Consider the following 23,671-nt stretch of genomic DNA (forward strand, 5'->3'; position numbering starts at 1 on the left):
CTTACTTTTCCCTGAGTTCTATCGTGCCATTTTGACGATAGAGAACGAGATAGCGTACAGGTTGCCAGGCTTTTCCGGGGTACTGGTGGACAGCTATGGTTTGGGTCTGGGAGATAGTGATTTTTTCAGGAAGGGGAGAGGTGAGGAGAAGCAAAGCCAGTCTCTCTGCATCTCCACCAGTAGCGAGAGCGTTAGTAAAGGTATCAAATACCTCAATCCCCTCCGAAGGAGCGACCTGGTCACTGTAGAGGCGAAGGGGGTAACCAAAAACAAAGCGATTGGTTTCGTATGTCCAGGAGAGGAGACGAAACTCAAGATAGAGATCTGTTCCCCCCATTTCAAAGGCCTCACTTTGAAGGGGAATTCCAGAAGGACTATAGAAAATAACCTGTCCTCCTATCTCCGGTGAAGTCTGGGAGAGACTTATCTCAGCCAGCGGAAACTCATTGGTGAGGGACTGAATAGCTTTTTGAAGATCAACTATGTTCTTTTTGAGGTTTGTTTGCCAGTAGCTAAGTATCAGAAAAGCAGCTGCACAGAGAACAAGGAAGAGAAGAATCAGGGCTGTGACGGGAATGGGCTTGTGTTCTTTCATAACCACCTCTTTATCATTTCTTGAGCGTGAGCCTTGGCGCTTTCATCCTCTCCTCCTAACATACGGGCAATTTCGGGTATCCGTTCCTCAGGGCCGAGAGGGATGAGTCTGGTATAGGTTTTGTTGTCCACCACTTCTTTGAGAACCTTGAAGTGGGTGGTGGCGGCAGAAGCTATCTGGGGAAGGTGGGTAATCACCAAAAGCTGTTTGTGAGAGGCTATCTGTCGCATCTTGGTAGCCACCTGATTGGCCGTAAGGCCGCCTATTCCCACATCAATTTCGTCAAAAATGAGGGTTTCAACCACATCAGAACGGGAGAAAATGCTTTTGAGGGCAAGCATGACACGGGAGATCTCCCCACCAGAAGCTATCTTTCGCAGGGGCTTTGGTTCTTCGCCGGGATTGGTTGTCATGAAGAACTCGACGCGATCGATACCACTCTCAGAGATCTTGATGGGAACATCCTGAATCCTGAGAGGGGAATTCTCATCACGCACGTACTTGATATCCACGATGAAGGTCGCCTTGTCCATTCCTAAGGTGGCAAGTTCCTCCCCGATGTGTTTGGCAAGGTTTGTAGCCACTTCCTGTCTTTTTTTGGAAAGGGCAAGGGCTTTTTCGCTATAGAGACGCTGGGTTTCTTCGATTTCTTTCTGGATGGAGGCGATTTCTTCTGCCCGGTTGGAGAAGCGGCGAAGTCTGTCCTGACATTCTGTGAGGTAGTCCAAGAGTTCCTGGACGGTGTTTTTCTTGTATTTTCTCTTGAGGTCTTTGATGGTTTCTAACCTTTCGATGAGACTATTCATCTTCTCGGGATCAAAATCGATGGTATCACGGGCTTCTCTGATGAGGCTGGCTGCCTCCTGCGTCTGGGTGAAAACGGTATCCAGAATCTCATATATCTCCTGGTAGGTTTTATCCATGCCGGCAATATCCGCTAAGGGATGGAGAATTTTTTGAAGCTTGGAGAGGACTGATCCATCCTGTTCGTAGAGTACCTGATGGGCAAGGGAAAAGGCTTCCGCTATTTTCTCCCCATTTTCCAGACGTTTCACCTCTTCTGTGAGTTCGTTTTCCTCTTCGGGGTAGAGCTTTGCCCCGGCAATGTCCTCTACAGCGGTTTCCCAGAAGATTTTTTCCTGTTCTAAGCGACTTTCATCCTGTTGAAGATCGGCAAGCGTGGCCAAGAGACTGGTGAATTTCTGGTAGAGGTTTTTTACCTCTTCTCTTTCTTCGAAGAGATTGCCGTATCTATCTAACATGTCGAGGTGAACCTTTTGTTGAAGAAGAAGCTGGTGATCGTGTTGACCGTGAAAATCTACTAAATACTCCCCAATTGCTTCGAGTTTGGAAAGGGGTTCTTGAAGCCCATTGATAAAGACACGACCACGACCATCGGAGACAATCTCTCGTCTGATGAGAAGGGTGTCTGAGGTATCTATTTCTAAATTTTTGAGGATGTCTTTGAGAGCAGGTTCTTTGAGTATGAATTCACCTTCTACAATAGCCCGTTCACTCCCGGTGCGGATCACAGAAGTATCTGCCCTTTCTCCTGTGAGAAGGCCAAGCGCGCCGAGAATAATGGACTTTCCAGCCCCTGTTTCTCCTGTGAAGGCAATGAAACCATCAGGAAATTCTACCTCAAGATGATCTATAATAGCGTAATTTCGTATCGCAAGCCTCTGTATCATACCTGCCACCTTAATTTTTTTCTGAGAAGTTGATAGAATTGATGTTTATGGGGTTCATAGACGGTGAGTTTTTTCTCACTGAGCTGGACGTGGATCTCATCCCCTTCCTGAAGGTGAAAATTTTCCTGTCCATCGATCGTGAGAGCACTTTCCTGTGGGTCTCCATTGATACGCACCTTGATATGATGATGGGCATCTGTCACAAAAGGGCGAACGGCAAGAGTATGGGCACAGATAGGGGTGATGACGATGGCGGGAAGAGTAGGGGAGAGAATGGGACCCCCGGCTGAGAGGTTGTAGGCTGTTGATCCTGTGGGAGTGGAGATAATAAGCCCATCGGCCGAGTAATGGGAGAAGAGTTCATTTTCGATGAAGACCTCAATGGGAATCATACGGGAAAGGGTACCCCTGGCAATCACCGCATCGTTCAAGAAGGGGGCAAGACGGTGGGTGCGGTTGTCTCGTGTGATACACACATCCAGAAGAAAACGTTCGCAGAGGGGAATGGACTCATTTTCAATCCCATCGATGAGACTTCCACACTCCTGAGGAGAAACACTCATGAGAAATCCAAGTTTTCCCGCATTGATACCAACAAGGGGAATACCAAAGATCCCAAAGGTTCTGGCGGCGTAGAGAAAGGTTCCATCTCCACCTATGACAAAGATAGCCTGATAGTCCTCATGACGGTAATGGATGTCAAAATCAGAGATCACTTCGGCATTCTTGAGTTTGTACCATGCTGGTTCCACCACACAAAACTCTATTTCTCGTCTGGAGAGTTCGTGAGTGAGAGTAGTGAGGGCTTCGGCGACCTGTGGTCGACTACTCTGAGCGACTATCAGAATCTTTTTGAGTTTCATTCTCTTTTTCTCCTTTTTGATGCCCGCTGAAGAAACGAACAAGTTTTTGCCACCAGGACCTTTTCCCGAACCGTTTGGTGTAGTCTTCCATAGCTGTAATGAGGTCGATGGGGCCATAACGTTCTTTGAGATAATGCCAATGGTCCATAATCCAGATATAGAGATCACCGGCTGTTCGACCGGGAAAATGCTTGAGGATTTTGTTGGAGAGAATGAGATCAGTGACGGGTTTGTAGAGATTGAAAAACCACTCTTTTGAGGCCTCTTCAATGGAGAGGGATTTCTTGAGCCTTTCTTCAAGAAGATATTTGTAGGTATTGATATGTTCTACTAAGCGATAGTATCCCCAGGGGTTGGTGAGAGAGAAGGAGATGTGAGGAAGGACCTTGTCGATGTGGGTTTTCTCTAAAAAGAATCTATAGCCTTCTGCAATGAGGAGGCTTTTCTGGTCAAGTTTTTCTGATTGGAGGGGTACCTTGACAAAGAGTTCGGTAATCTCTGCGTCGATAAATTCCATGCCGAGCTGTCTTGCTACAGAAACCCGGTGGTTTCCATCCCGGACAAAGTAGAAATCACCCACCTTGTAAACCTTGATCGGGGGGAGGGTGATCTCCTTGAGATGGGCAAGGTCAATGTTTTCCCATCGTTGACGGTTATGCTCGTGAAGAGGGAGAAAATTGGTATCAAAATCCTGATAACGCCCTTCGGATCCCACGATCTTGTCAAGGGGAATACTCTTGACCCCTCTATAGGCCATACCGTGGGGGGCAAGGAGGTGTTTCACTTCGTCAAAGCGGAGGAGTTCATCATTCTGGGAGAAGAGTTTTTTCATCAGCCTGGAGAAAAAAGCCTTGTTTTTTGCCTTCTCAAAATCCCATCGGGCTTTGTTGTAGAGGTTTATTTGACTCATGGCTTCTCCTGGAGATAAGTGTTGAGGTCAATAATCTGGTAATCGTAGGCGTTAATCACATAGGTGCCGTTTACTTTGGCTACTCGTGAGGCATTGCGGTCGTAGAGATGCGTGTGTCCGTGGAGCCATACCTTGGGCTTGAACGTCTTGATGAAGGAAAGAAACGCCTCAAACCCTCTGTGGGGAAGATCTTTTCCGTCATGAATCCCATACGGAGGGGCGTGGCTGATTACCACGTCAACGTAGCGGTGATATATCATTCTGTTATAGAAAAGAGAAGGGGACATGAGAAGGATTCTATTCCACATCTGTTTCTCATTGTACTGGTGTTCCCCGTAGTTGTAAAGGTAAGAACCTTCTAAACCGGCGAAAAGGACTTTGTTTTTTTCTATGACTTTCATATCAATATTTACACCGCCAAAAAAACATTTTTTCTGATAGTTGAGTTGATGATACTTAAAATCATTGACTTCATTGAGGGTTTCACACCACTTTTTTTTTCTTGTGTAGTGATCATGATTGCCGCAGACATACAGAAGGGGCTTGTTGATGGTCGAGACAAGATAATCAAGATAGTACATGGGAAGATCCCCGCACGACACAATCAAATCCACATCTCCTGCGACGTTAGTGACGAGAGGGCTATAGAGCTTTTGATTAACCACATCACTGACAACGAGAAGTTTCACAACAACCTTACACCTCTTTGATGTGGGACTCAATCATTTTTTCAAAATCAGCACGACTCATTTTGTCTTTGTAGAGTTCCCACATGGCTTCTATAGCATCTTCTTTGGTAGGAAACTTGACACCCTTCTGGGCATCATCGAGGGTTACCACAAATGGCATACATACCTCCCATATATCTTCTCTACTATTGTAGCATATTTTCTCTTCTCAGGCAAGCATTTTGTCAATACTCTGGCGGGCTTTTTCTCTGATGTCATCAGCCACTTTGACAATAAACTTTTCTTCCACCAGGGCATCATGGAGTTTCTGCAGGGTGATACGTTTCATGTTCTTACATTCCATTCGGTGGGATGGTTCGAGAAATAGCCGGTCTGGGAACTTTTTTTGCAGGGCATAAACCATCCCCCATTCGGTAACAATGATGAATTCTCTTGTTTCGGGGTGTTTGGCGACAAAATCCATCATCTGGCCTGTGCTGCAGATGCCATCAGCGATCTCCTGAATTTCTTCTGGACATTCGGGATGAGCCATGGTGAGGGCGCGGGGATGAGCTTCTTTTGTTCTCAGAATGGCTTCAAGGTCTGCGGTTTCGTGTACGACACAAAAGCCCGGCCATAGGACAATTTCTTTTTCTGGAACATGTTTTTGCACGTAGCGACCAAGGTTTTTGTCAGGAAGAAAAACGATCTTGTTATTGGGAACACGTCGAACGATATCTATAGCATTGGCTGAGGTACAACAGATGTCGACTTCTGCTTTTACCTCTGCGCTTGAGTTGACATAGGCGACAAAGGTGTAGTCAGGGTATTGTTTTCTCCATCGGCGTACTTCCTCGACAGGGGCAAAATTGGCGAGTGGACAACCTGCATTCGTATCGGGAATAATGATTCGTTTGTCAGGATTGAGGATAGAAACCGTTTCCGCCATGAAATAGACGCCGCAGACAACAATGAGATCGTTTTGGATAGAGAGGGCGTGTTTTGCCATTCCAAGTGAGTCAGCTACATAATCGGCCACATCCTGTATTTCAGGAAGCTGGTAGTTATGGGCAAGGATATAGGCATTTTTTTCTTTTTTGAGATGGGAAATGGTATCTTTGAGTTGCTGTATGTCCACATTGCCTCCCTTGCGTGGTACTTCAGAAAGGACGGACTCACTTATTCTATGTGCTTATTGATTATAAGATATTTTTTAGAAAAGTCAAGGGGGGAATTTCTTTAGAAAAGCAGGGATTTTTTGCTATTCTTCTTTCAATCGTTTGGATGTGTGTTCATGAAATAGAGAATAGCAAAGAGCCTTTTTTCCAAAAAACAGCCCCCATAAGGGGGCTGTTTTTTGCACATTTCTATGGCCTTGCCTCTACTGTGGCGACAATCTTCATATTTCCCACATCAAAGAGCACAGTGACCACATCGTTATTATCACAGGTGATGGCAATCTGTTTACCACTATCGTAGAGAGTAATGGGCCCTACCCGTGTCCAGCTTGTGAAAATCCATTGATCAATCCAGTTAGGGTTATTGATGACCTTGAATTCAAGAGCCGTCGTTGACGTACCCCTGGAAATTACGGTGGTGGTTACCGTGTTGCTGAAGCTTATTTTTGAGGTGGCTCCGGCCGTGTGGGAGAGAGTGACAGAATTGGGATCCCAGTTGTTGTGATCTCCGGGGAGATACAGTGTTCGGCTTTCATTCCAGTTTGAGAAGATGATAGTGAAAAGAGCATTAGGTTCACTGGAAGATAGAGTAGTGAAGCTCACAGGGGTATTGGTATAGAGAGAGGTGTTACCTGTATTATCTTTCACGGCGACATTGACATAGTAGGTGGTGTTTTCAAAGAGGCTTGGGAGAGTGGTAGAAGTCATATTTTCCGTCCATCCAATCACAGAAACCTCCGGATTAGCATTGGTAACCTCCGTGAGCGTGTCAATGAGAGAGGCATTCGTGGTGTACGCAACCAGGTACCTGAGATAGGAAGGAGATGTGGAATTGTCAGAAGCCGCAGGCCAGTAAACAACAGCTGAAGAATTCTGGATATTGGAAACCTGGATAATACCTCCTGGGGAGGGAGCTTCGGTATCTTCTATGGTATAGGAAATCGTATTGGTGAAAGAGGGGAGAAGCCCTGTTTTGGTGGCATAGGCCTTCAGGGTATAGGTTCCTGCGGTGAGGGGAAGAGAGGATGAAGTATGCCAGTTTGCTCCCTCATTGGTACTCCAGAAGAGAGAAGCTCCAGGGGTGGCACAGGTGATGGTTACTGTGATATTGGTGGGATAGGTTCCACCAGTGGGGAAGAATTGAGGGGTGGCCACCTTCGTTTCGTTGATAGTGTAGGTTTTCTGGTTGGTCAAAGACTTGAGTCCGTCTTTTTCTGCATAGCCAGAAAGGGTCCAGATTCCCTCGGGTAACATGATTTCATTTGTCTGTAACCAGGTTGTACCGTTGGTAGAAAGGTATATTGTTGCTCCCTCTGTTGTGGTGGTAGCCGTAATGAGGGTGGCACTTTCATAGGTTCCTGCGGGTGGGGTGAAAATGGGAGTGGCTACTCCAGAGGAAGAGATGCTATACTCCCAGCTGTTGGTTATGGAAAAAGCCCCGTCTTTGGTAGCGTAGGCCTTGACCGTGTACCATCCTGAGGAGAGGGTAAGAGAACCCGTTGAGGAGGTAGTCCAGTTGTTGGTTGTCCAGAAAATAGAAGCTCCCGTTGTCGCTGAGGAAAAACTGATGGTCTGAGCCGAGGTGTAAGCACCAGGGGTGGGAGAGGCCTCTGGAGAGGCCACACGAATGGTAAAGGTTCCTGCAATGGTATCGGATTGTATATAACCATATTTTGTGGCATAGGCTTTGACTTCGTAGGAGCCAAAGCCAAGGACAAGGCTCACAGGAGAATTACCCGAATGAACGGTTACCCAGTTATTGGTTGTCCAGAAAATAGTGCTCTCTGGGAGAGTGGTGGTAAGGGAGAGTGTGATTGGATTGGCTGATTCTCCTGGCAAAGGAGAAAAGAGGGGAGCAGGGACTTTAGCCACATTGGTGTACACTTGAATCAAGATGGGACGCGAAAGAACACTATATCCACCAGAAAGGATAACCTTTGTCCAGAGGTAGTAGGTTCCTTCGTTTGCCATCAAGAGATTGGTGGACAGAGTAACGTTTCCACTTTTTCCTACCTCCATTCCCATGAGATTGGTTGTTGTTTTTTCTCCAGGACACCACAGGATGAGAAAAGAATCGATATGGGAGACCGTGGAAACTGTTACCTGGACAGGGATGTTTAACGAAGCAAAAAACTGGAGATTGGTAGGAGAGACGATCTGGATGGTGGTTTGTGTTTGAGTATCAGTAGTGACAAGTTCCGGAAAAGTTTCCTTTCCCTTTTCTCCTAAGGAAGTACAGGCACTTATAAAACTGGCGGCAAAGCCAAGAATGAGAGCTATTCTCTTAAAACGCATACGCTACCCCCATACCAATAACGATATATCCAAAAAAGCTATCATAGACACCGACGTGATACGAGAGATCTACTCGTCCTCCCCAGGAAGGAGTGAAATGGTATATCCCGGCCGCATAAGGGGCAAAAATCATCCCAAATCCCATCTGATTACCACTCACTCCACCTACCTTGAATCCAAAGCCGTACACCGCAGGAATGAGATCAATTCCACCTTCTAAAGTGAGGGCAGAAAGGTCAGGAAAAGTATAATACCCTGCGATCCCTATTCCCATCCCTGCATTCCAGAAAGAGGTATTGGTGCCACCACTCATCTCCCCAAAAAGTACAGCTCTGGTTTTCACAGGCCAGGATATATTCCAGAGGTGGAGGAGAGGATAATCAAGGGACACCGTGATTCCTCCTCCAAGGGCATCACCAAAAAGGACAAGTCCAGGGCTTGCAGAAAGTTCAAAGCGGGAAACCTTGCCCCACATAAAGGGGGCAAGGCCTATAAGGATAAACAAAATAAGAGTTTTCTTTTGCATGTTTTTTCCTCCGTCTTGATTATGGTTTGAGGTACGGGCCATCTTCACCAATCTTTCCCGGGCCATTGAGAACATAGATCCGGGCATTTCCCTGACCACTACAGGTAGCGGTGAGGGAGCCACCGTTGGCTACTACCTTGGTATCTCCTGTGATGGCATCCCGATAGGTCCCGCCTGGCAGATTGTAGAAGGTGGCGCTTCCTGAGATAGTCACAAGGACGAAACTATCAATGCCACGGGCGGGGTCGGTGAAGCGTCTCTTGAATGCCATACCATCTCCGGAGATATAGGCCGTGGAATATTGACCCTTCTGCAGGGCTGGTATTCTCCGTCGGATCATGTTGAGCCTTCGGATATGCTGGGCAAGCGGGTAGGAGAGGGTGCTTGCTACCGTTCCGGATGCTGTATAAACCCCGTAATCAGAAGCCGTGACAGTTCCCTCCAAATAGTTGCCAAAATAGGCACGGCCTGTGTTGGCAAGTGGACCACTGGCACCCAGATCGCAGGGTGCTCCCTTTTGAAATTCTACTTCTGTTCCGTAGTAAATACAGGGTATACCACGGAAGGTGAACATCAACGTGAGGTTCTCTGCCCAATCTGCCTGACTGCCGTTGTAACGGGTGTTCATATCAGGACCATAGTCGTGTGAATCTACGTACACCACATTCCAGGTGGCATCACTATAATAATGGTCTGTGCCCACAGCTAAATTGAAGGCATCACGGGCATGACCAAAATTCCAGTGCATAGGAAAGTCGATAACATCGAGACCAGAGCGACGGGACCAGTCTGGTGTGTGGTATTCATTCTCATATTGTCCCCTGAGACGGTGGTTATCACTTGTTGGTTGAAGGGCAATGGTACTGCTGTCATAGTTATCATCCCAGAGTTGCTTGGTAGAGTTTGTGTTCTGGGCAAGGGTTCCCCAGGCGTAGGTTTTGGATTCTTTCCATGTGTAGAAAGGTGTGGAAATAATAGGCTTTTCAAAATTCCATATTCCTCTGTAGCGGGTACAAACCTCTCCAAAGATATAGAAGTTTTCTCCCCCTCTTTGTTTGAATTGGGGAATAAACTCCTTGTTGAAGGTGAGGCGGGAGATATGTTTTACGGTGTCAATACGGAAGCCGTCCACCCCCCAGTCGATGTACTGGTAGTAGGCTTCTCTGAGATACTGAGCCACCACAGGATTTTCGGTGTTAAGGTCGACACAATCTCCAGCGATCTGGGCGGTCTGGACGGTATAATCTTCCCATCCGAGGTTTTTCTCGTGGTGGTAGATCTGGTCCACATCTGTCCAGTCTTCTTTCATGGCTGTGATTCTGGCACTGTACTGAAGTCCAGCACTGAGGGAGTCATAATTAGCAGGCAACCGATTGGTATAAGGTCCTTTGGTGAAGGCATTGCTATAGGGTTCGGCCTGCTGACGGTAGAACATGGGATAAATATTCTCTTCCCCAAAGTTACCCGTGTGATTGAGGACGATGTCCTGAATGATCTTGATACCTTTGGCATGGGCAGCCTGAATGAGTCTTCGATAGCTATCCTCAGCCGTGGCATCCTGAGAACTCTTGTAGCGGTAATCCACCTTTTTGTGATTGATGGCATGATAACCATGATAGTCCATACCACTGGCGTTTTGAACCACAGGAGTGATCCAGATAGCGGAGAAACCAAGGGCTTTGATGTAGTCAAGTTTCTGGATGATACCCTCAAAATCTCCTCTCCAGGCAGGGTCATTGGGATAGTTGCCTGCAGCCATATCATCCCAGCAGTAAACATTGTTGGCAGGATCTCCATCGTAGAAACGGGTGGTAATCAAGAAGTAAATGGTTTCTTCACGGAAATCGCCTGTACGGGTATTGGTGATTACTGTCACCGTGAAGTTGGTAGTACTACTTGCTCCGTTGTTATCGGTTATTGTAAGAACGACCTGGAAGGTTCCCGGAGAGAAGTAGCGGTTGGAGACCACCGCACCACTCCGTGTGCTGTATTCTGCCCCTGTGAATGTCCAGGAGTATGATACGATGGTTCCATTGGGGTCAAAAGAGGCCGAGGCATTGAAACCAAAGGAATTGGAAATCATGCCATAGGTATCAGCAGAAAACTGAATGACAGGAGGCAGGTTAGTATTTGAGGTGGTCACCGTGATGGAACTGGACCAGTTGCTATTACCGGCACCGTCAATGGCTAAAGCCTTGATGGTATGTAGACCATTGGTGCTATAGGCACTATTCCATGTGGTCTGATAAGGGGAAGAGGTGATAGTTCGGAGAAGCACATTATCGACGTAGAAGCTTACCGATTCGATCACCCCTGTGTTATCACTCGCGGCAGCCACCAGCAGGACTTCTCCTGTAACCTGGCTACCAGCGGATGGGGAAACAAGGCTTACCTCTGGTGGCACAGGGTCATCGGGATCACAGAGATACCATTTTCCAGTGATTTTACCTCCACTGGTACCATTGGTGATAAACCAGTACTCACCGGGAGCCGTTAAAGAGAGATCTACCGTCTGAGGACTTCCCGATTGGCTGAAAATAAGATTGACAGAGGTGGCGTTGGTGAAGACAAAACGATACCAACTTCCACTTTCAGCTGTCATACTTTTGCCTGGCCAGCTTACCGTCGGCATACTGCCGGCAGGGGAGACATTCCAGTAATACACAGAAGGCGTTGTCCATCCAGAGGGATTTTTGAAGTGAACAATGATTCCTCCCTGGAAATCGGCGGTGAAAGTGATTGTGTTTGTGGAAGAGGAATTACCTGCGTGATCTTTTGCATATACCTTGAGGGTATGAGAACCAGCTGTAAGGCTGAAGGTGCGCGAGAAGGAGGTGGTACCGCTGGCTTCTACAAAATCTCCCCCATCAAGGGAAAGGTACACCTTGTTTACCCCGGAGAGCGTATCACTGGCATTTCCTGTTACGGTAAGAGAACTGGAAAGCCATGTCTGTCCGTCCGTTGGGGTGGTGACGGAAACAGAAGGAGGTGTGGTATCTCTTACGATGATTCGTGAAGAAGCATTGGTTTTGTTAGCAGAAGAAATGGCGGCAACTTCAATAGCGTTACTTCCTTCAGAGAGGGTGACTATATACGACCAGGAAGTGGTTCCTGTGGCATTTTGCCATGAGCCACCATTGAGGCGAACGATGACTTTGGAGATGCTTGCGCCATCAACTGATGCTGTTCCCTGTACGGTGAGAGAGGAAACGTTGGTGAGAATATCCACAGAGGGGGTGGTGATAACCACAGAAGGCATTCCCACAACAGCGGTGAAAGTGACCGTGTTGGTAACTGAAGTATTGCTGGCTATATCGAGGGCGTAAATACGGAGGGTATGCGTGCCTTCATCAAGAGAAATATTGGTGGCGAAATTTTGACTTGTTCCACTGAGAGGAAGAGAATTCCAGGCCTGGGTATCTATCTTATACACAAGGGCAAGAAGTCCGCTATTATCAGAAGCACTGCCTGAGATTTCGAGAGAGGTCCCTGTGATATGGTTATTCGTTGGGGAAAGAAGATTCAGCGAGGGACGGATATTATCCTGAAGGGCGAGGGAGATATTTGTCTTGGCTGAAAGACCTAAGTTACCACTTCTATCCTCAGCAAGAAGAGAGAGTTCATAGGTACCAGCTGAGAGATTCGCAGAAAATTGCACATCTCCATAGTGTTTTCCACTGGATATTCCATGGGTGATGTTGGTAACCGTGTTGCCGGCCTGTTTAATGAGAAGAGAGACCTTGACAACAGTGTCGTTATCACTCCAGCCGGCTGTGACTGACAACGTCGTTCCACTCAGGGAAAGAGAATTGAACGCAACGATGGGGGTTTCCCGATCTTCATAAGAAGAGGAAACAGGACCAGAGACATCCTTCATCAGCTGACACCCTGAAAACACCATTCCCACCAGAAGCAAGCCTAACCACCTGCTCCACCATACTTTCTTCATTATCCTTCCTCCGAAAAACAAAAGTAACCGTGTTCATATTTGTTTCACGGTCCACATATAATACGAAAAGAACAGGGAAAAACTGCAATTTTTTTCAAAAAAATTTTTTCTAAGTTTATTTCCTGTAAAGAGATAAGGAGTATAAGTTTTGTGCATTTTGCATAAAAAAAGTTCACAATAGAATATTTTTGTGCATTCTTTTCACAGGTCAAAAAAAAGAAGAAATTTGCATTTTCGATTTCTTTGCCTTATAGTGAATTTGTCAATAACAGGACTTTATCTCAAGGAAGGTCTATGGAGATACTCATTGTTACCCAATCCTTTTATGTTCGAAACCAGTTTGTCAATACCTTTTATCCACGGGGAGTGACGGTTTATCATACGGATAACGCCGAACAACTTCTTGAAAAGCTCAGACTCTATCCTGGTATTGAGTTTGTCTTTATTGATGTGATTCATGAGGAGTATGCCCAGGCCCTGGATATTTTAGCAAAGGTGAAGGCGTTTGCCGTGACGCAGAATCGCAAGATTTTTGCCCTTCTGATTTATGTGGCTATTGACAAGTCTATTGCCGCGAAGGCCATTGAACACGGGTGTGTGGGGTTTGTGAAAAGTAATGTGGGTGGAGATGATCTGTTTCTCTATACGATGCAACTCTATCAGAAGCTCAAAGGGACACCCCCAGAACGGAAGTACGTTCGTATCTCTCTTGATCCATCCAATCCCAATGAACGGATTGGTATCAAGTTTCGTTCGCCAATCAATTCTCAGCTCCTTGTAGGGGTGATTCGGGATATTAGTTTTGGGGGCCTGGCTGTGGAGTTGGTGGGGATGTTTCCTCAGGAAGCTCTGGCGGTCAATACCCAGATCACCAATATCCAGTTTATGCTTGATGATAGGGATGTATACGCTGATGCGACGGTGGTTGCCTATGATTACCGAAAGCGTTTTTGTGCTCTGCGGTTTACCTATCTCAGTCATGATGATCAGGAGATTTTGGCTTCTTTTATTTTCAATCGTGTTTCTCTGGGGGGTGTTCCTGGTCCTCGTCCTTCGGGGGAAGAATCAAGTGGCGGAAACGAAGGGAAAGAAGGGGAATCCTCTCCTTCTGAACCAAAATCATCCTCTGAAGGATAGGTTATGGAATATTTTCCTTTTCGTCTGGAAAAAATACCAGAGGAACTTGTAGATGAGGCCATCCGACGGGCTCTTGAGGAGGACTTGGGAGAAGAGGGGGATATTACCACGTTAGCCACTCTCGGGACTACTCCCCGGATAAAAAGGGCTTTTATTCTGGCCAAGGAAGAGGGTGTGGTATGTGGTGTGGATGTGATGAGGCGAACGTTTTCTCTTGTTGATTCTTCTTTGCGTGTGGAATGTTTGGTTCATGATGGAGAATGGATACAGAAGGGCAAGGTGATAGCGGAAATACACGGACCTGTTCAATCGATTCTCACAGGGGAAAGGGTGGCACTCAATTTCTTGGGTTTTATGAGTGGTATTGCGACAAAAACAGCCCGTATTGTGGAGAAACTGCAGGGGACAAAATTGCGACTTCTCGATACCAGAAAGACTCTCCCCGGTCTTCGGGTGTTTGAGAAGTATGCTGTGACTGTAGGAGGGGGGTATAACCATCGTTATGGGCTGTATGATATGATCCTCATCAAAGAAAACCACAGGGTAGCTGCGGGAGGGATTTCTCCCGCTGTGGAACGGGCTAAGCGTCTCTATCCACAAAAGCTGATTGAGGTTGAGGTTTCCACTCTTGAGGAAGTACGAGAGGCTCTTGGTACCTCTGCGGATATTCTGATGTTAGATAACATGAGTGATGAGGAGATTTCCCGCGCGGTAGCAATAGTGAGTGGTCAAAAAAAACTTGAGGCTTCCGGAAATATGACGGAGGAGAGGATTCTCAGGCTTGCTCATAGTGGCGTCGATTTTGTTTCTATGGGGGCTCTTACGCATACCCTGTCTCCTTTAGATGTCTCTCTCCTCATGGAAGAGTTTGTCTACGGCGAGAGATGAGATTTTTCTTCTCAGACTTTGAGGCTAAAGCGATGCTTTTCCCAATTCGAGACCCCTGCACGGGTGTTTTCTTCCCCTGTTTAGGTCAGGGGCTACGCCCCTGAAACCCCGTTTTTTCTGTTTACAAGGGCTTATTTGTCTTTTTTATTCAAAAAAATATAGTTATTTATTACTATGAAGAATATTTTTATACTATATTTTGTTTTTCATTACTTTTTTGAGACCTTTGCACGAACGTGCAAAGGTCTCAATTCTCACGTGGTTGATAGGCTGAAAAAAAGCCACTTACGAAGAGACTTCTTGGTCTTCCTTCTTTTGTTTCAATTCTTCTATCTGATCGCGTACAAAAGCGGCCTTTTCAAACTCAAGGGATTCGGCATAGTGGAACATGAGTTTTTCCATTTCCTGAATGAGGCGTTTTTTGTCGGGGATGGAACGCTTGAGTTTTTCTATTTCATCAGCCTTTTCTTCGGTTTCTTTGAGTTTTCTTTCAAGAATGTCCGCAATCTCTTTTTTCACACTCGTGGGAGTGATGTTATGCTCTTTGTTGTAGGCCATCTGGATCTGTCGGCGACGGTTGGTTTCATGTATAGCCTGCTGCATACTCTCCGTCATTTGCTCAGCGTACATGATCACCTTTCCATTCACATGGCGGGCACTTCTGCCAATAATCTGAATCAGGGAGCGGGCGGACCTGAGAAATCCCATCTTGTCAGCATCAAGGATAACGACTAACGAAACCTCAGGGAGATCAATACCTTCTCTCAGCAGATTGATGCCCACAATGACATCATAGATCCCCATGCGGAGTTTTTTGAGGATTTCTACTCTTTCTATGGTTTCTACTTCAGAATGGATGTAAGCCACTTTGATATTCTGATCCAGAAGATATTGCGTGAGGTCCTCAGCCATCTTTTTAGTGAGAGTCGTGATGATAGAACGTTCCCCCTGAGCGGTTCGAGAGCTGACCTCTCGAATGATATCCTCGATCTGTCCTGTTGTTGGTCGTACCTCAACCTCCGGGTCAACAAGACCGGTTGGTCGTATGATCTGTTCGACAATAGCCTCACTATGAGTGAGCTCATATTCTGCCGGCGTCGCTGAGACATAAAGCACATGGTCTAAAAGACCATCGAACTCTTCAAATCTCAGGGGACGGTTATCAAGAGCAGAGGGAAGTCGAAAACCAAAATCCACAAGGGTTTTCTTGCGAGAGTAGTCTCCATGAAACATGCCATTGATCTGGGGAATAGTCTGGTGAGATTCATCGAGGATGGTAAGAAATGGCCTTGGGAAGTAATCTAACAACACAAATGGGCGTTCCCCTGGTTTTCGAAAAGAAAGATGACGGGAGTAGTTTTCTATTCCGTTGCAGTAGCCAAGTTCAAGGAGCATCTCGATGTCGTACCTTGTTCGTGTTTCAAGCCTGTAGGCTTCGATGGTTTTGTTTTCCGCCTTGAGTTCAGCCACTCTCATGGCCAATTCTTCTTCTATGGACTCTATAGCTAATTTGAGTTTGTCCTGTGTGGTGAGGAAGAGTTTGGCCGGGTAGATGACAATGCGGTCCAGTTCTTCGATGAGTTGCCCTGTAATCAGATGAAGGCGTTTGATGGCCTCGATTTCATCGCCAAACATCTCTATTCGGATAACCTCACGGGAATAGGCGGTATGGATATCAATGACATCCCCTTTCACACGGAAGGAAGCGCGAGAGAGTTCTATATCGGCCTTCTCATATTGAATCTGGACGAGGTGAGAGAGAATGCTGTCCCTGTCGATGATCATTCCTTTTTTGAGGAGAAGCATCAGTTCTTTGTAGTCTGTGGGAGCCCCTAAACCATAGATACAGGAAACTGAAGCCACGACGATGACATCTCGTCGGTCCATCAGAGAGGCGACAGCTGAGACACGCATGCGATCGATTTCGTCATTGATGCTGGCATCTTTTTCGATGTAAAGGTCACGCTGTGGGACATAAGCTTCTGGCTGATAATAATCATAATAGGAAACAAAGTATTCCACCGCATTTTCTGGGAAAAAATCCCGAAATTCACGGTACAACTGAGCGGCCAGGGTTTTATTATGAGACATGATGAGAGTGGGATATTGAAGAGCCTGGATAACATGCGCCATGGTAAAGGTCTTGCCACTTCCCGTGACACCGAGAAGCACCTGTCGTTTTTTACCTTCGCTGAAGTTTCTTACCAAAGCTTCAATGGCTTTGGGTTGGTCTCCTGCCGGTTGAAAAGGGGCATGAACACGAAAGGAAGGCATATCCTACCGACTGGTGCTTGCGTATCGAAGGGAGAAACATACCACCTTGGCCGGGGAGGAAAAGGGAATGAAAATATAGTTCTGGTAAATATCCATGGGAAGTTTAAGGCCTGTTTTCTGGATACTCCCCAAGTACCGCTGGAAGAGAAGCCTTCCTGTTGAGGCATCATAGACCCCGATGTTCCCTGTGTCATCAAGAGAAAAGATAACCTGGTAACTACTGTTGTACACAAGGGGCGCATAACTGATAGGGGCGTAGGTAGCTACAGACCATACTTGATTGCCGGCGTTATCGTAGGCACGGATACCACCATTGAAGGTTTCCGCAGAAGGGACAAAGAGATGGAGAGAGGCTGAGGCCATTGAACTTTTGACGGGGAAGGTTTTGAAAAGGGAAAGAGAAGGTGTGGTATCACTTCGCAGAAGGGAAGTACTTGAACCTATATACAGGGCGGTGTTCCATGCCAAGAAACTTCCGGTGGGGTTGGCGGTGTGGGTTCCACTATTGATGGCTGAAAAGCTTGAGCTGTATTTTTGAATTCTGGTGGAGTTGTCCGTTTCACGAATGAGGGCATAGTATTCTGTGCCTATTCTTTCCATAGCGATAATGCCATTCAGAAGAGAATAGGTGGTACTGAGATTTCCGTTATTTGAGACCATCACAGCCTGACTGGAGGAGTAGAGGAGCATCCCATCAGGGGTGGCAAGAAAACGATTGGGTAGAGGTTTGATGGGAAAACTTCGCTGTAAAGAGATGGCCCCATTGAGAGTGTCCACGGTATAGATAACGCTTCCCTGGGCACCGGTATTGGAGTATCCTACCACATACAGGGTATTGTCTATAGGCAAGATGGTGGTGATGGTAAGAGGGGGGGTAATCTTCCACCGGAGAAGTCCACTCCCTGCATCAAGAGCGTACAGAGTTCCCCCTTCATCGGCAAAGAGGACAAGGTTCTGAGAGGGCATGGTTTCTATGCCAATGGTGATGGGAAGAGGGGTGTAATACTCCCAGAGGATGCCGTTCTCATCAACAGTGTCAAGAACAGTACAGGCACTGAAGAAAGCGACTATCCCCATCCAGAACACGATTTTTCTATGAAATTTCATATTTACCTCCTTGGATTATGTTTTGGTCTTTTCTCAAAAAGGTTGCTCTTTTTCTCTTTCAATGCTATAATAGTATAGATACATCAAGAGAAAAAATCAAGTGAAAATATTTTTTCTTCCCTATTAATATTACGCTTTTGAGTGGCGAAAAAGGAAATAGAAAAAGAGAAAAAAGTGAAAGAGTGGAAAGAAGAGGGGATAGTATGACATTATGGTATGTTTTTGGTAAAGAAGATGTAAAAATTGAAAGTTTTATTATACAAGATAGTATGACATTATGGTATGTTTTTGGGGGGAGCTTTGGTCTTTTTCTCATGATTCAGTATGTCGCTTTTTTGCTTTTTCTTCTGCGAAAGGGGGGAGCGAAAGAGATCAAGCCTGATCTTTTGTATATTATTGTAGCGGGTGGTTTGATTTCTTTGTTAGGGATTATTGGGATTGGGGAGGGTAAGTGGGGAGATTTTCCGCTCTGGAGGGTGGAAAGGGCTCTTTTGGTAGGGGTTTTGGGGTGTTTTGTTCTTTTGCTTCGGTATATTTTTGTATGGGTGAAGGACCTCGGCTTTGTGGAAACGGATGGCTATAGAGAATACACCCAGTGGTATGTCTTTTTTTATCTTCTGGTTGCCGCTTCTGTGATGGCTTTTCTTCTGTTTTCGCCTGTAGTCTGGTGGGAAAGGTATGGGCAAATCTTTTCGCTTGTGCTGTTGGGATATTTTCTTTTGACGGGATTTTTGGAGGCGTTTGAGTTTTTTTCTCTCATACGAAGGGAAAAAGGCAAGATTTCATCTATCAACGGGCTTCGCTATCGAACTCTTCTTGTGGGTGGTGAGGTAGCCATAGTGCTGTGGGTTTTGTCTTTGGCTTACTGGAAGATGCAAAATCCCTGGTCAGGGGTGTTCTTGGCCATTGGGTGTGTTTTGATGTCTTTGGCCATGTCGTTTTATCTGATTTTTGAGTATATTGATATTTTCATGAGAGAGGCTGAATCCAGAAAACGTTTAGCGGACGTGAATAAAAAGGTCATGGATGAGATTCGTATGGCTCAATCCCTTCAGATTTCTCTTCTCCCGCTTGATAGACAGAGGGCGGTGCAGAAGATTATTGATATGGAGATTTCTTATATGCCCATGCAGAGTGTAGGGGGAGACTACTACGATGTATTTGTACTTTCCGATGATCTTTTGCTTTTTCTTTTGGGGGATGCGTCTGGTCATGGTGTCTATGCGGCCATGATCTGGGCCATGCTCAAGGTTGAGGTTGAGGAACTCATTGAGGAACAAAAGTTTTCTCATTTGTCCGAGGCTTTTTCGACACTGAATCGAAGGATTACGCGTATTCTTGAGAATACCTACTCCTATATCACGCTCTTTTCTGTTCTGGTGGATAAACGGGCGAAGAAACTGAGTTTTCTCTCTGCGGGCCATACCGATCAGCTGTACTATTGTGCCAAAGAGGATGCGGTGAAGTATCTCAAAAATAAAAATCCTATCGTGGGAACCTTTAAGCATGTACGTTTTCAGGAGGACGTCCTGAAGTATCATGAGGGGGATATTCTCTTGATGTTCAGTGATGGGGTGATAGAGGGAACCAATGTCCAGGGAGAACAGGTGGGGTTGGAACGCCTGACCCAGATGTTTGATGCGGTGGTCCGTGGGGCAGCGACCGCTTCAGATGTGATTGGCGGTATGCTTATGCATCTTGAGGATTTTTATGAGGGCACCATTCAGGATGATGATAGAACGCTGATGGCGATTCGTTTTTAGGAGGAACAATGATTGGCAGGATTTTGAGCCGGAGTTTCTGGTCATGGTGGGATAATCTTTCGTATAGTATGTTTACGGCTTTGGTAGCCGCGCTCAACCCTTCTTTTTTAGTACTTGTTCCGACGGTAGCTTTTCTTTTGACGTCGGAGATTGGCTTTGTGAAGCAATATGCAGACTTCTGGATAATCATTGGCTGTACAACCGTCGCTGGGATGTGGTTGTGGCCGCTTTCTGTAGTGAGTCATAGGATGCATGAAGAGATGACCAATGGCCCTGTGGTTGGATATTTCAAAAAACTCTGGCAGTTTATCCGGGAACATTTCTGGTCTTCCCTTGGTTTCTGGGTAGTGGCAACGGGCATAGGGTTTCTTTTCGGGCTTTCTTTTGTGTTTTATGCGCGTCAGATGGCTTCTTTCTCTCCGTTGTGGGCGATAGTCTTTTTTGTTTCTTTGTGGTTTTTTGTGCTTTTTATGATGATGGAGATGGTGCTTGTGGTTCTGTTGTATAAAAGTGGCATGAAGGTCGGGGAGATGATTCTTTTAGCTTTCTATACGGTGATACGGTATGCTTTTGTTTATTTTGTGGTTTTTTTGATATCGTGGGTTCTTTATGGGATTCTTCTGGTGCCGGCGGCTACACCTTTTTTACCCACACCGGGAATTATGCCCTTGTTTGTGATTATTCCTCTGGTATCGGTCTATGGGCTTGGGCCTACCCTTCATATATGGACCTTTCGCTATGTGTTTGATGAAGCTCCCCCTGAGGAGAAAAAGCGTTCGATCTGGGAATTGTTTCTACCCATTGTTCAGCTCTGGCGATGGTTTCTTCGTCTCGTGAGGGGTGGAAGGCGATGAAAACCTGTTTTGTGATGCCACTTCATACGGAGCTTGGAGAACTCCGGGAAAAGATGGTTCTTTTACCCGGGGTGGGAAATAGTGTCTTTTCTATAGGAGATGCAATTCCTACCTGTGATCGTCTGGTCATTGATTTGACCTTGGACTGGTTTCGGCCACTGATGAATCCTCCCAGCCTTTTGTCTCTTTTTGCTGATTTGTATGAGTATTTTGCTATGCCTGGGGTGGAAAAGGTCATTTTTCGTGGCTATCGTTTGGAAACCAACGATCCTGTCTTTCAGAAAACCCAACGGGTGTTTGAAGGGCTTGTGTCCCTGATGAAGGAAATGTTTGGAGTGAAGGAGGTGAAACTTCCGACGCTTGTATCAAAACGGGCACTTGCAGGAAGCAGGCATCCTTTGCTTCTTTGCCTTGCTTCCATGAGGGCGGGGGTGAGTGAGCGGATAGGGTGGAGTGCTTCAAGTGAGGTGTATGTAGCGTATGAGATGGATGTGCTTCCCTGGTTAGGGGAATTTTGCACTAAAAAAGAGATGGAATGTGGAGTGATAGGGGGAGAACGATATACGTTGAAAGAGGTGGTGGAGAGGACGGAGGTGATTTTTTCGCTCGCTGCGGTGACATTTGATTCTCATAGGTGGTTCCGCTATGTAGAGGAAGGGAAATGCATGGAATGTGCCTTCTCCTATGGGATTGAAAATATGGCTATGGAATTACTCTATTAAAAGGGAGTGAAAGAATAGCAGGAAAAGCCATTTTCTTGGTTTGGTTATTCTTCTTTTTTGAGAATTTTGTTGAATTTCGCGATGTAGGTTGGGTCCATGATTCGCTTGACGATCATTCGGGAGTAGTCTTTTTCTAGGTTTATCTGGATGTGTACGCGGAGAAAACACTCAGCGAGATTATTGGATTTGTGGGGATTGAAAAAGATATTGACAATAGGCCTCAGGGTGTATTTCTGGTTATTGGGGTAGTCCACCACATAGCCAATCTCCCCCGTATTGAGAAGGACATAACTCTCCAAAGGATAGAGGGGAGTTTCATGGAGTTTTTCTACTAAGTGCTTCAAAAAAGTCTGGGCTAATTGTGGATGAAACTTTTTGCCCGATTGCTCCATAATGTAGGCAAAGGCTTCATCCATGGTTTTGGCTTCTCGGTAGGGACGGACGGAGGTCATGCTATCGAAAACATCAGCAAGAGAAATGATATTGGAGAGGATGGAAAGTTTCTCGTGATTGATACCAAGGGGATACCCTCCGCCCTGGTGCTGTTCATGGTGACAGAGAACCGTCTTGAGAATGTTCTCAGAGAAGCCGGATTCCGCCTGAAGAATTTTGTAACTATACACGGGATGTTGTTTCACAATCTTCCATTCTTCGGGAGAGAGTGGGGTTGGTTTGTCAATGATCTCAGAGGGAATCATAACTTTGCCAATATCATGGAAGAGGGCGGCAATACCAAGATCATGAATCTTCTCGATGGGGATATTTACCATGGTGGCAATGAGGATAGAAAGGGTGGTGACATTGACCCCGTGGGTATAGATATACTGGTCATGGGATTGGAGTTCAAGAAGATTGAGGTAGGCATCTCGATTGTCCTGAATATCCGTGACGATGTCAGAGACGATTTCTTTGGCGGCCTTGGTTGGTAGGCCGGTCGTATTGTTTTTGAGCATGTTTTCTATTTCCATGAGGAGGTTAACAGCATTGCTGAGATGGGCCTCATTGATCATGGTTCGGCTTACCGGTTGTTTGAAAAGCATGGATTCCTGGGTGTAGTGAATCTTTTTGATTTTTTTGAGCTTGAGGTTCTCAATGATATCAGCGGTGAGGGTTTGTCCTTTGGCTAAAACCAATGTCTCACTTTCATCGTACACATCTCCGCTAAAGACCATACCGGGGTAGAGAGAATTGACGTAGAGTTCCATCACCACCTGCGACATAAGAGTTTTCCCCTTGGTGTTTTGTATGTATATATTATAAGCAAAAGGGGGGTTTTTGTCAATTATTTTCTCATTGTGTTGACAAATTGGTGGGCTTGAGCGCATGATGTTCACTTGTGTTTTTTCTCTGCTTTTCTTACAATATGTCTTATGGAGAAGAGAGTTTTTTGTCCTTTGTGCGGGTATAGGGCTGGGTTCTTTCGGCGTATCGATCGCTGGAGTCCACCACTCATTATTTTTCGTTGTGAAAAATGCTTTTTTCAGTTTCAGGAGAGAAGGACAGAAGAGACGATTCACTTGTACGATGAGGGATACTACACAGGGCAGGGAGTCTATACCTATCAGGACGAACGCCAGAACAAAGAACCGTCCATGGCTGTGTGGAGGGCTCGGGTGAGAGCCCTTCAGCGAATGGAAAGAAGTCGAGGGCCTAAGCGATGGTTAGATGTGGGATGTGCTTTTGGGGGGCTTCTTGAGGCGGCTACTCTCTATGGTTATGAACCGTATGGTCTTGAGATTTCGACATATTCCGGTGGGTATGCTCAGCAGATTTTTCCGGGTCATGTATGGATAGGGAATATAGAAGAGTACACGCTTCCTGAGAACTTTTTTTCCGTGGTTTCGCTGGTTGAGGTTATCGAGCATCTTGGTGATCCCCTGAAGGCACTTCAGAATGTGTATCGTTCCTTGCAGAAGGGAGGGATTGTTCTCGTCCAGACAGCGGATATGGATGGCTTACAGGCAAGGATAAAAGGGGCCTCATATCATTACTATCTTCCTGGGCATCTCTCCTATTTTGACAGGCATAATTTGGCTTCTGTTCTTCGGCAGGTGGGATTTTCTCGGGTGAAGTTTATTGGGGGTGTTGAATTCGGGCTTTTGCCAAAGCTTGTGAAGAGTCGAGCTTCTTTTCGCTCTCTGTGGGATTATCGTCACTGGGTAAGGATCACTCTCTACCATATGGCCAGCAAAATCACGATTGGGCCGTGGCACTTCACCAGCTCCATGGTGATGATAGGGTGGAAATAGCG

Annotated in this window: 19 protein-coding genes; 6 read left to right on the forward strand and 13 right to left on the reverse strand. The window is 46.1% G+C overall.

The features are described from left to right. Position 1 precedes the first annotated feature (1 nt). The 10 genes from BREVNS_RS09430 to BREVNS_RS09475 form a co-directional block, all read right to left on the reverse strand. Complete coding sequence (locus BREVNS_RS09430; protein ID WP_483426756.1) at positions 2-595, reverse strand: hypothetical protein; 594 nt, start codon at positions 593-595, stop codon at positions 2-4. Then, positions 592-2,286, reverse strand: a complete 1,695-nt coding sequence (recN, locus tag BREVNS_RS09435) for a DNA repair protein RecN (protein WP_483426757.1) — start codon at positions 2,284-2,286, stop codon at positions 592-594. The genes BREVNS_RS09430 and recN overlap by 4 nt, the downstream gene beginning before the upstream one ends. After that, entirely contained in the window at positions 2,283-3,149 is an 867-nt protein-coding gene (locus BREVNS_RS09440; protein ID WP_483426758.1) for an NAD(+)/NADH kinase, read from the reverse strand. The genes recN and BREVNS_RS09440 overlap by 4 nt, the downstream gene beginning before the upstream one ends. Next, entirely contained in the window at positions 3,112-4,059 is a 948-nt protein-coding gene (locus BREVNS_RS09445; RefSeq protein ID WP_483426759.1) for a transcriptional regulator, read from the reverse strand. The genes BREVNS_RS09440 and BREVNS_RS09445 overlap by 38 nt, the downstream gene beginning before the upstream one ends. Beyond that, positions 4,056-4,748, reverse strand: coding sequence for a metallophosphoesterase family protein (locus BREVNS_RS09450; RefSeq protein WP_483426760.1), 693 nt, complete (start codon positions 4,746-4,748; stop codon positions 4,056-4,058). The genes BREVNS_RS09445 and BREVNS_RS09450 overlap by 4 nt, the downstream gene beginning before the upstream one ends. A 7-nt stretch (positions 4,749-4,755) precedes the next feature. After that, positions 4,756-4,908 carry a hypothetical protein gene (locus BREVNS_RS09455; RefSeq protein ID WP_483426761.1) on the reverse strand — a complete coding sequence of 51 codons (153 nt, stop codon included), beginning with the start codon at positions 4,906-4,908 and terminating at the stop codon, positions 4,756-4,758. 48 nt (positions 4,909-4,956) lie between these two features. Further along, positions 4,957-5,865, reverse strand: a complete 909-nt coding sequence (gene nadA / locus BREVNS_RS09460) for a quinolinate synthase NadA (RefSeq protein ID WP_483426762.1) — start codon at positions 5,863-5,865, stop codon at positions 4,957-4,959. Positions 5,866-6,094: 229 nt separating this feature from the next. After that, a complete protein-coding gene (locus BREVNS_RS09465; protein ID WP_483426763.1) occupies positions 6,095-8,200 on the reverse strand; it encodes a hypothetical protein in 2,106 nt (701 codons plus the stop codon). Continuing rightward, positions 8,190-8,726, reverse strand: a complete 537-nt coding sequence (locus BREVNS_RS09470) for a hypothetical protein (protein ID WP_483426764.1) — start codon at positions 8,724-8,726, stop codon at positions 8,190-8,192. Before BREVNS_RS09470 ends, BREVNS_RS09465 begins: the two co-directional genes overlap by 11 nt. 19 nt (positions 8,727-8,745) lie before the next feature. Continuing rightward, positions 8,746-12,675 carry an Ig-like domain-containing protein gene (locus BREVNS_RS09475; RefSeq protein ID WP_483426765.1) on the reverse strand — a complete coding sequence of 1,310 codons (3,930 nt, stop codon included), beginning with the start codon at positions 12,673-12,675 and terminating at the stop codon, positions 8,746-8,748. A gap of 294 nt (positions 12,676-12,969) precedes the next feature. Between BREVNS_RS09475 and BREVNS_RS09480 the strand changes: the two genes are divergently transcribed. Both BREVNS_RS09480 and nadC read left to right on the forward strand, forming a co-directional pair. After that, positions 12,970-13,812 (forward strand): PilZ domain-containing protein, encoded by an 843-nt coding sequence (locus tag BREVNS_RS09480; RefSeq protein ID WP_483426766.1) that lies wholly within the window; start codon positions 12,970-12,972, stop codon positions 13,810-13,812. 3 nt (positions 13,813-13,815) lie between these two features. Then, positions 13,816-14,700, forward strand: coding sequence for a carboxylating nicotinate-nucleotide diphosphorylase (gene nadC, locus BREVNS_RS09485; protein WP_483426767.1), 885 nt, complete (start codon positions 13,816-13,818; stop codon positions 14,698-14,700). Between the two features lie 285 nt (positions 14,701-14,985). Here the strand turns inward: nadC and uvrB are convergent, their stop codons facing one another. Together uvrB and BREVNS_RS09495 are read right to left on the reverse strand one after the other, a co-directional pair. After that, entirely contained in the window at positions 14,986-16,974 is a 1,989-nt protein-coding gene (gene uvrB, locus BREVNS_RS09490) for an excinuclease ABC subunit UvrB (protein WP_483426768.1), read from the reverse strand. Positions 16,975-16,977: 3 nt separating this feature from the next. After that, positions 16,978-18,081 carry an outer membrane protein assembly factor BamB family protein gene (locus BREVNS_RS09495; protein ID WP_483426769.1) on the reverse strand — a complete coding sequence of 368 codons (1,104 nt, stop codon included), beginning with the start codon at positions 18,079-18,081 and terminating at the stop codon, positions 16,978-16,980. Positions 18,082-18,284: 203 nt separating this feature from the next. On the opposite strand from BREVNS_RS09495, the gene BREVNS_RS09500 reads away from it, so the two are divergent. The 3 genes from BREVNS_RS09500 to BREVNS_RS09510 are packed head-to-tail and all read left to right on the forward strand — an operon-like array spanning position 18,285 to position 21,420. Next, complete coding sequence (locus BREVNS_RS09500) at positions 18,285-19,844, forward strand: PP2C family protein-serine/threonine phosphatase (protein ID WP_483426770.1); 1,560 nt, start codon at positions 18,285-18,287, stop codon at positions 19,842-19,844. An 8-nt stretch (positions 19,845-19,852) separates the two neighbouring features. After that, positions 19,853-20,698, forward strand: a complete 846-nt coding sequence (locus BREVNS_RS09505) for a hypothetical protein (protein ID WP_483426771.1) — start codon at positions 19,853-19,855, stop codon at positions 20,696-20,698. Continuing rightward, the gene (locus BREVNS_RS09510; RefSeq protein WP_483426772.1) at positions 20,695-21,420 is read left to right on the forward strand and encodes a hypothetical protein; all 726 of its coding nucleotides are present in this window, start codon (positions 20,695-20,697) and stop codon (positions 21,418-21,420) included. Before BREVNS_RS09505 ends, BREVNS_RS09510 begins: the two co-directional genes overlap by 4 nt. A gap of 44 nt (positions 21,421-21,464) precedes the next feature. Here BREVNS_RS09510 and BREVNS_RS09515 read toward each other — a convergent pair whose 3' ends face one another. Further along, entirely contained in the window at positions 21,465-22,640 is a 1,176-nt protein-coding gene (locus BREVNS_RS09515) for an HD-GYP domain-containing protein (protein ID WP_483426773.1), read from the reverse strand. 297 nt (positions 22,641-22,937) lie between these two features. Here BREVNS_RS09515 and BREVNS_RS09520 point away from each other — a divergent pair, with 297 nt between their 5' ends. Further along, a complete protein-coding gene (locus tag BREVNS_RS09520; RefSeq protein ID WP_483426774.1) occupies positions 22,938-23,669 on the forward strand; it encodes a class I SAM-dependent methyltransferase in 732 nt (243 codons plus the stop codon). Positions 23,670-23,671 lie beyond the last annotated feature (2 nt).

This window comes from Longinema margulisiae, from assembly GCF_025266855.1.
In the GTDB taxonomy this organism is placed as follows: Bacteria; Spirochaetota; Brevinematia; order Brevinematales; family Thermospiraceae; genus Thermospira.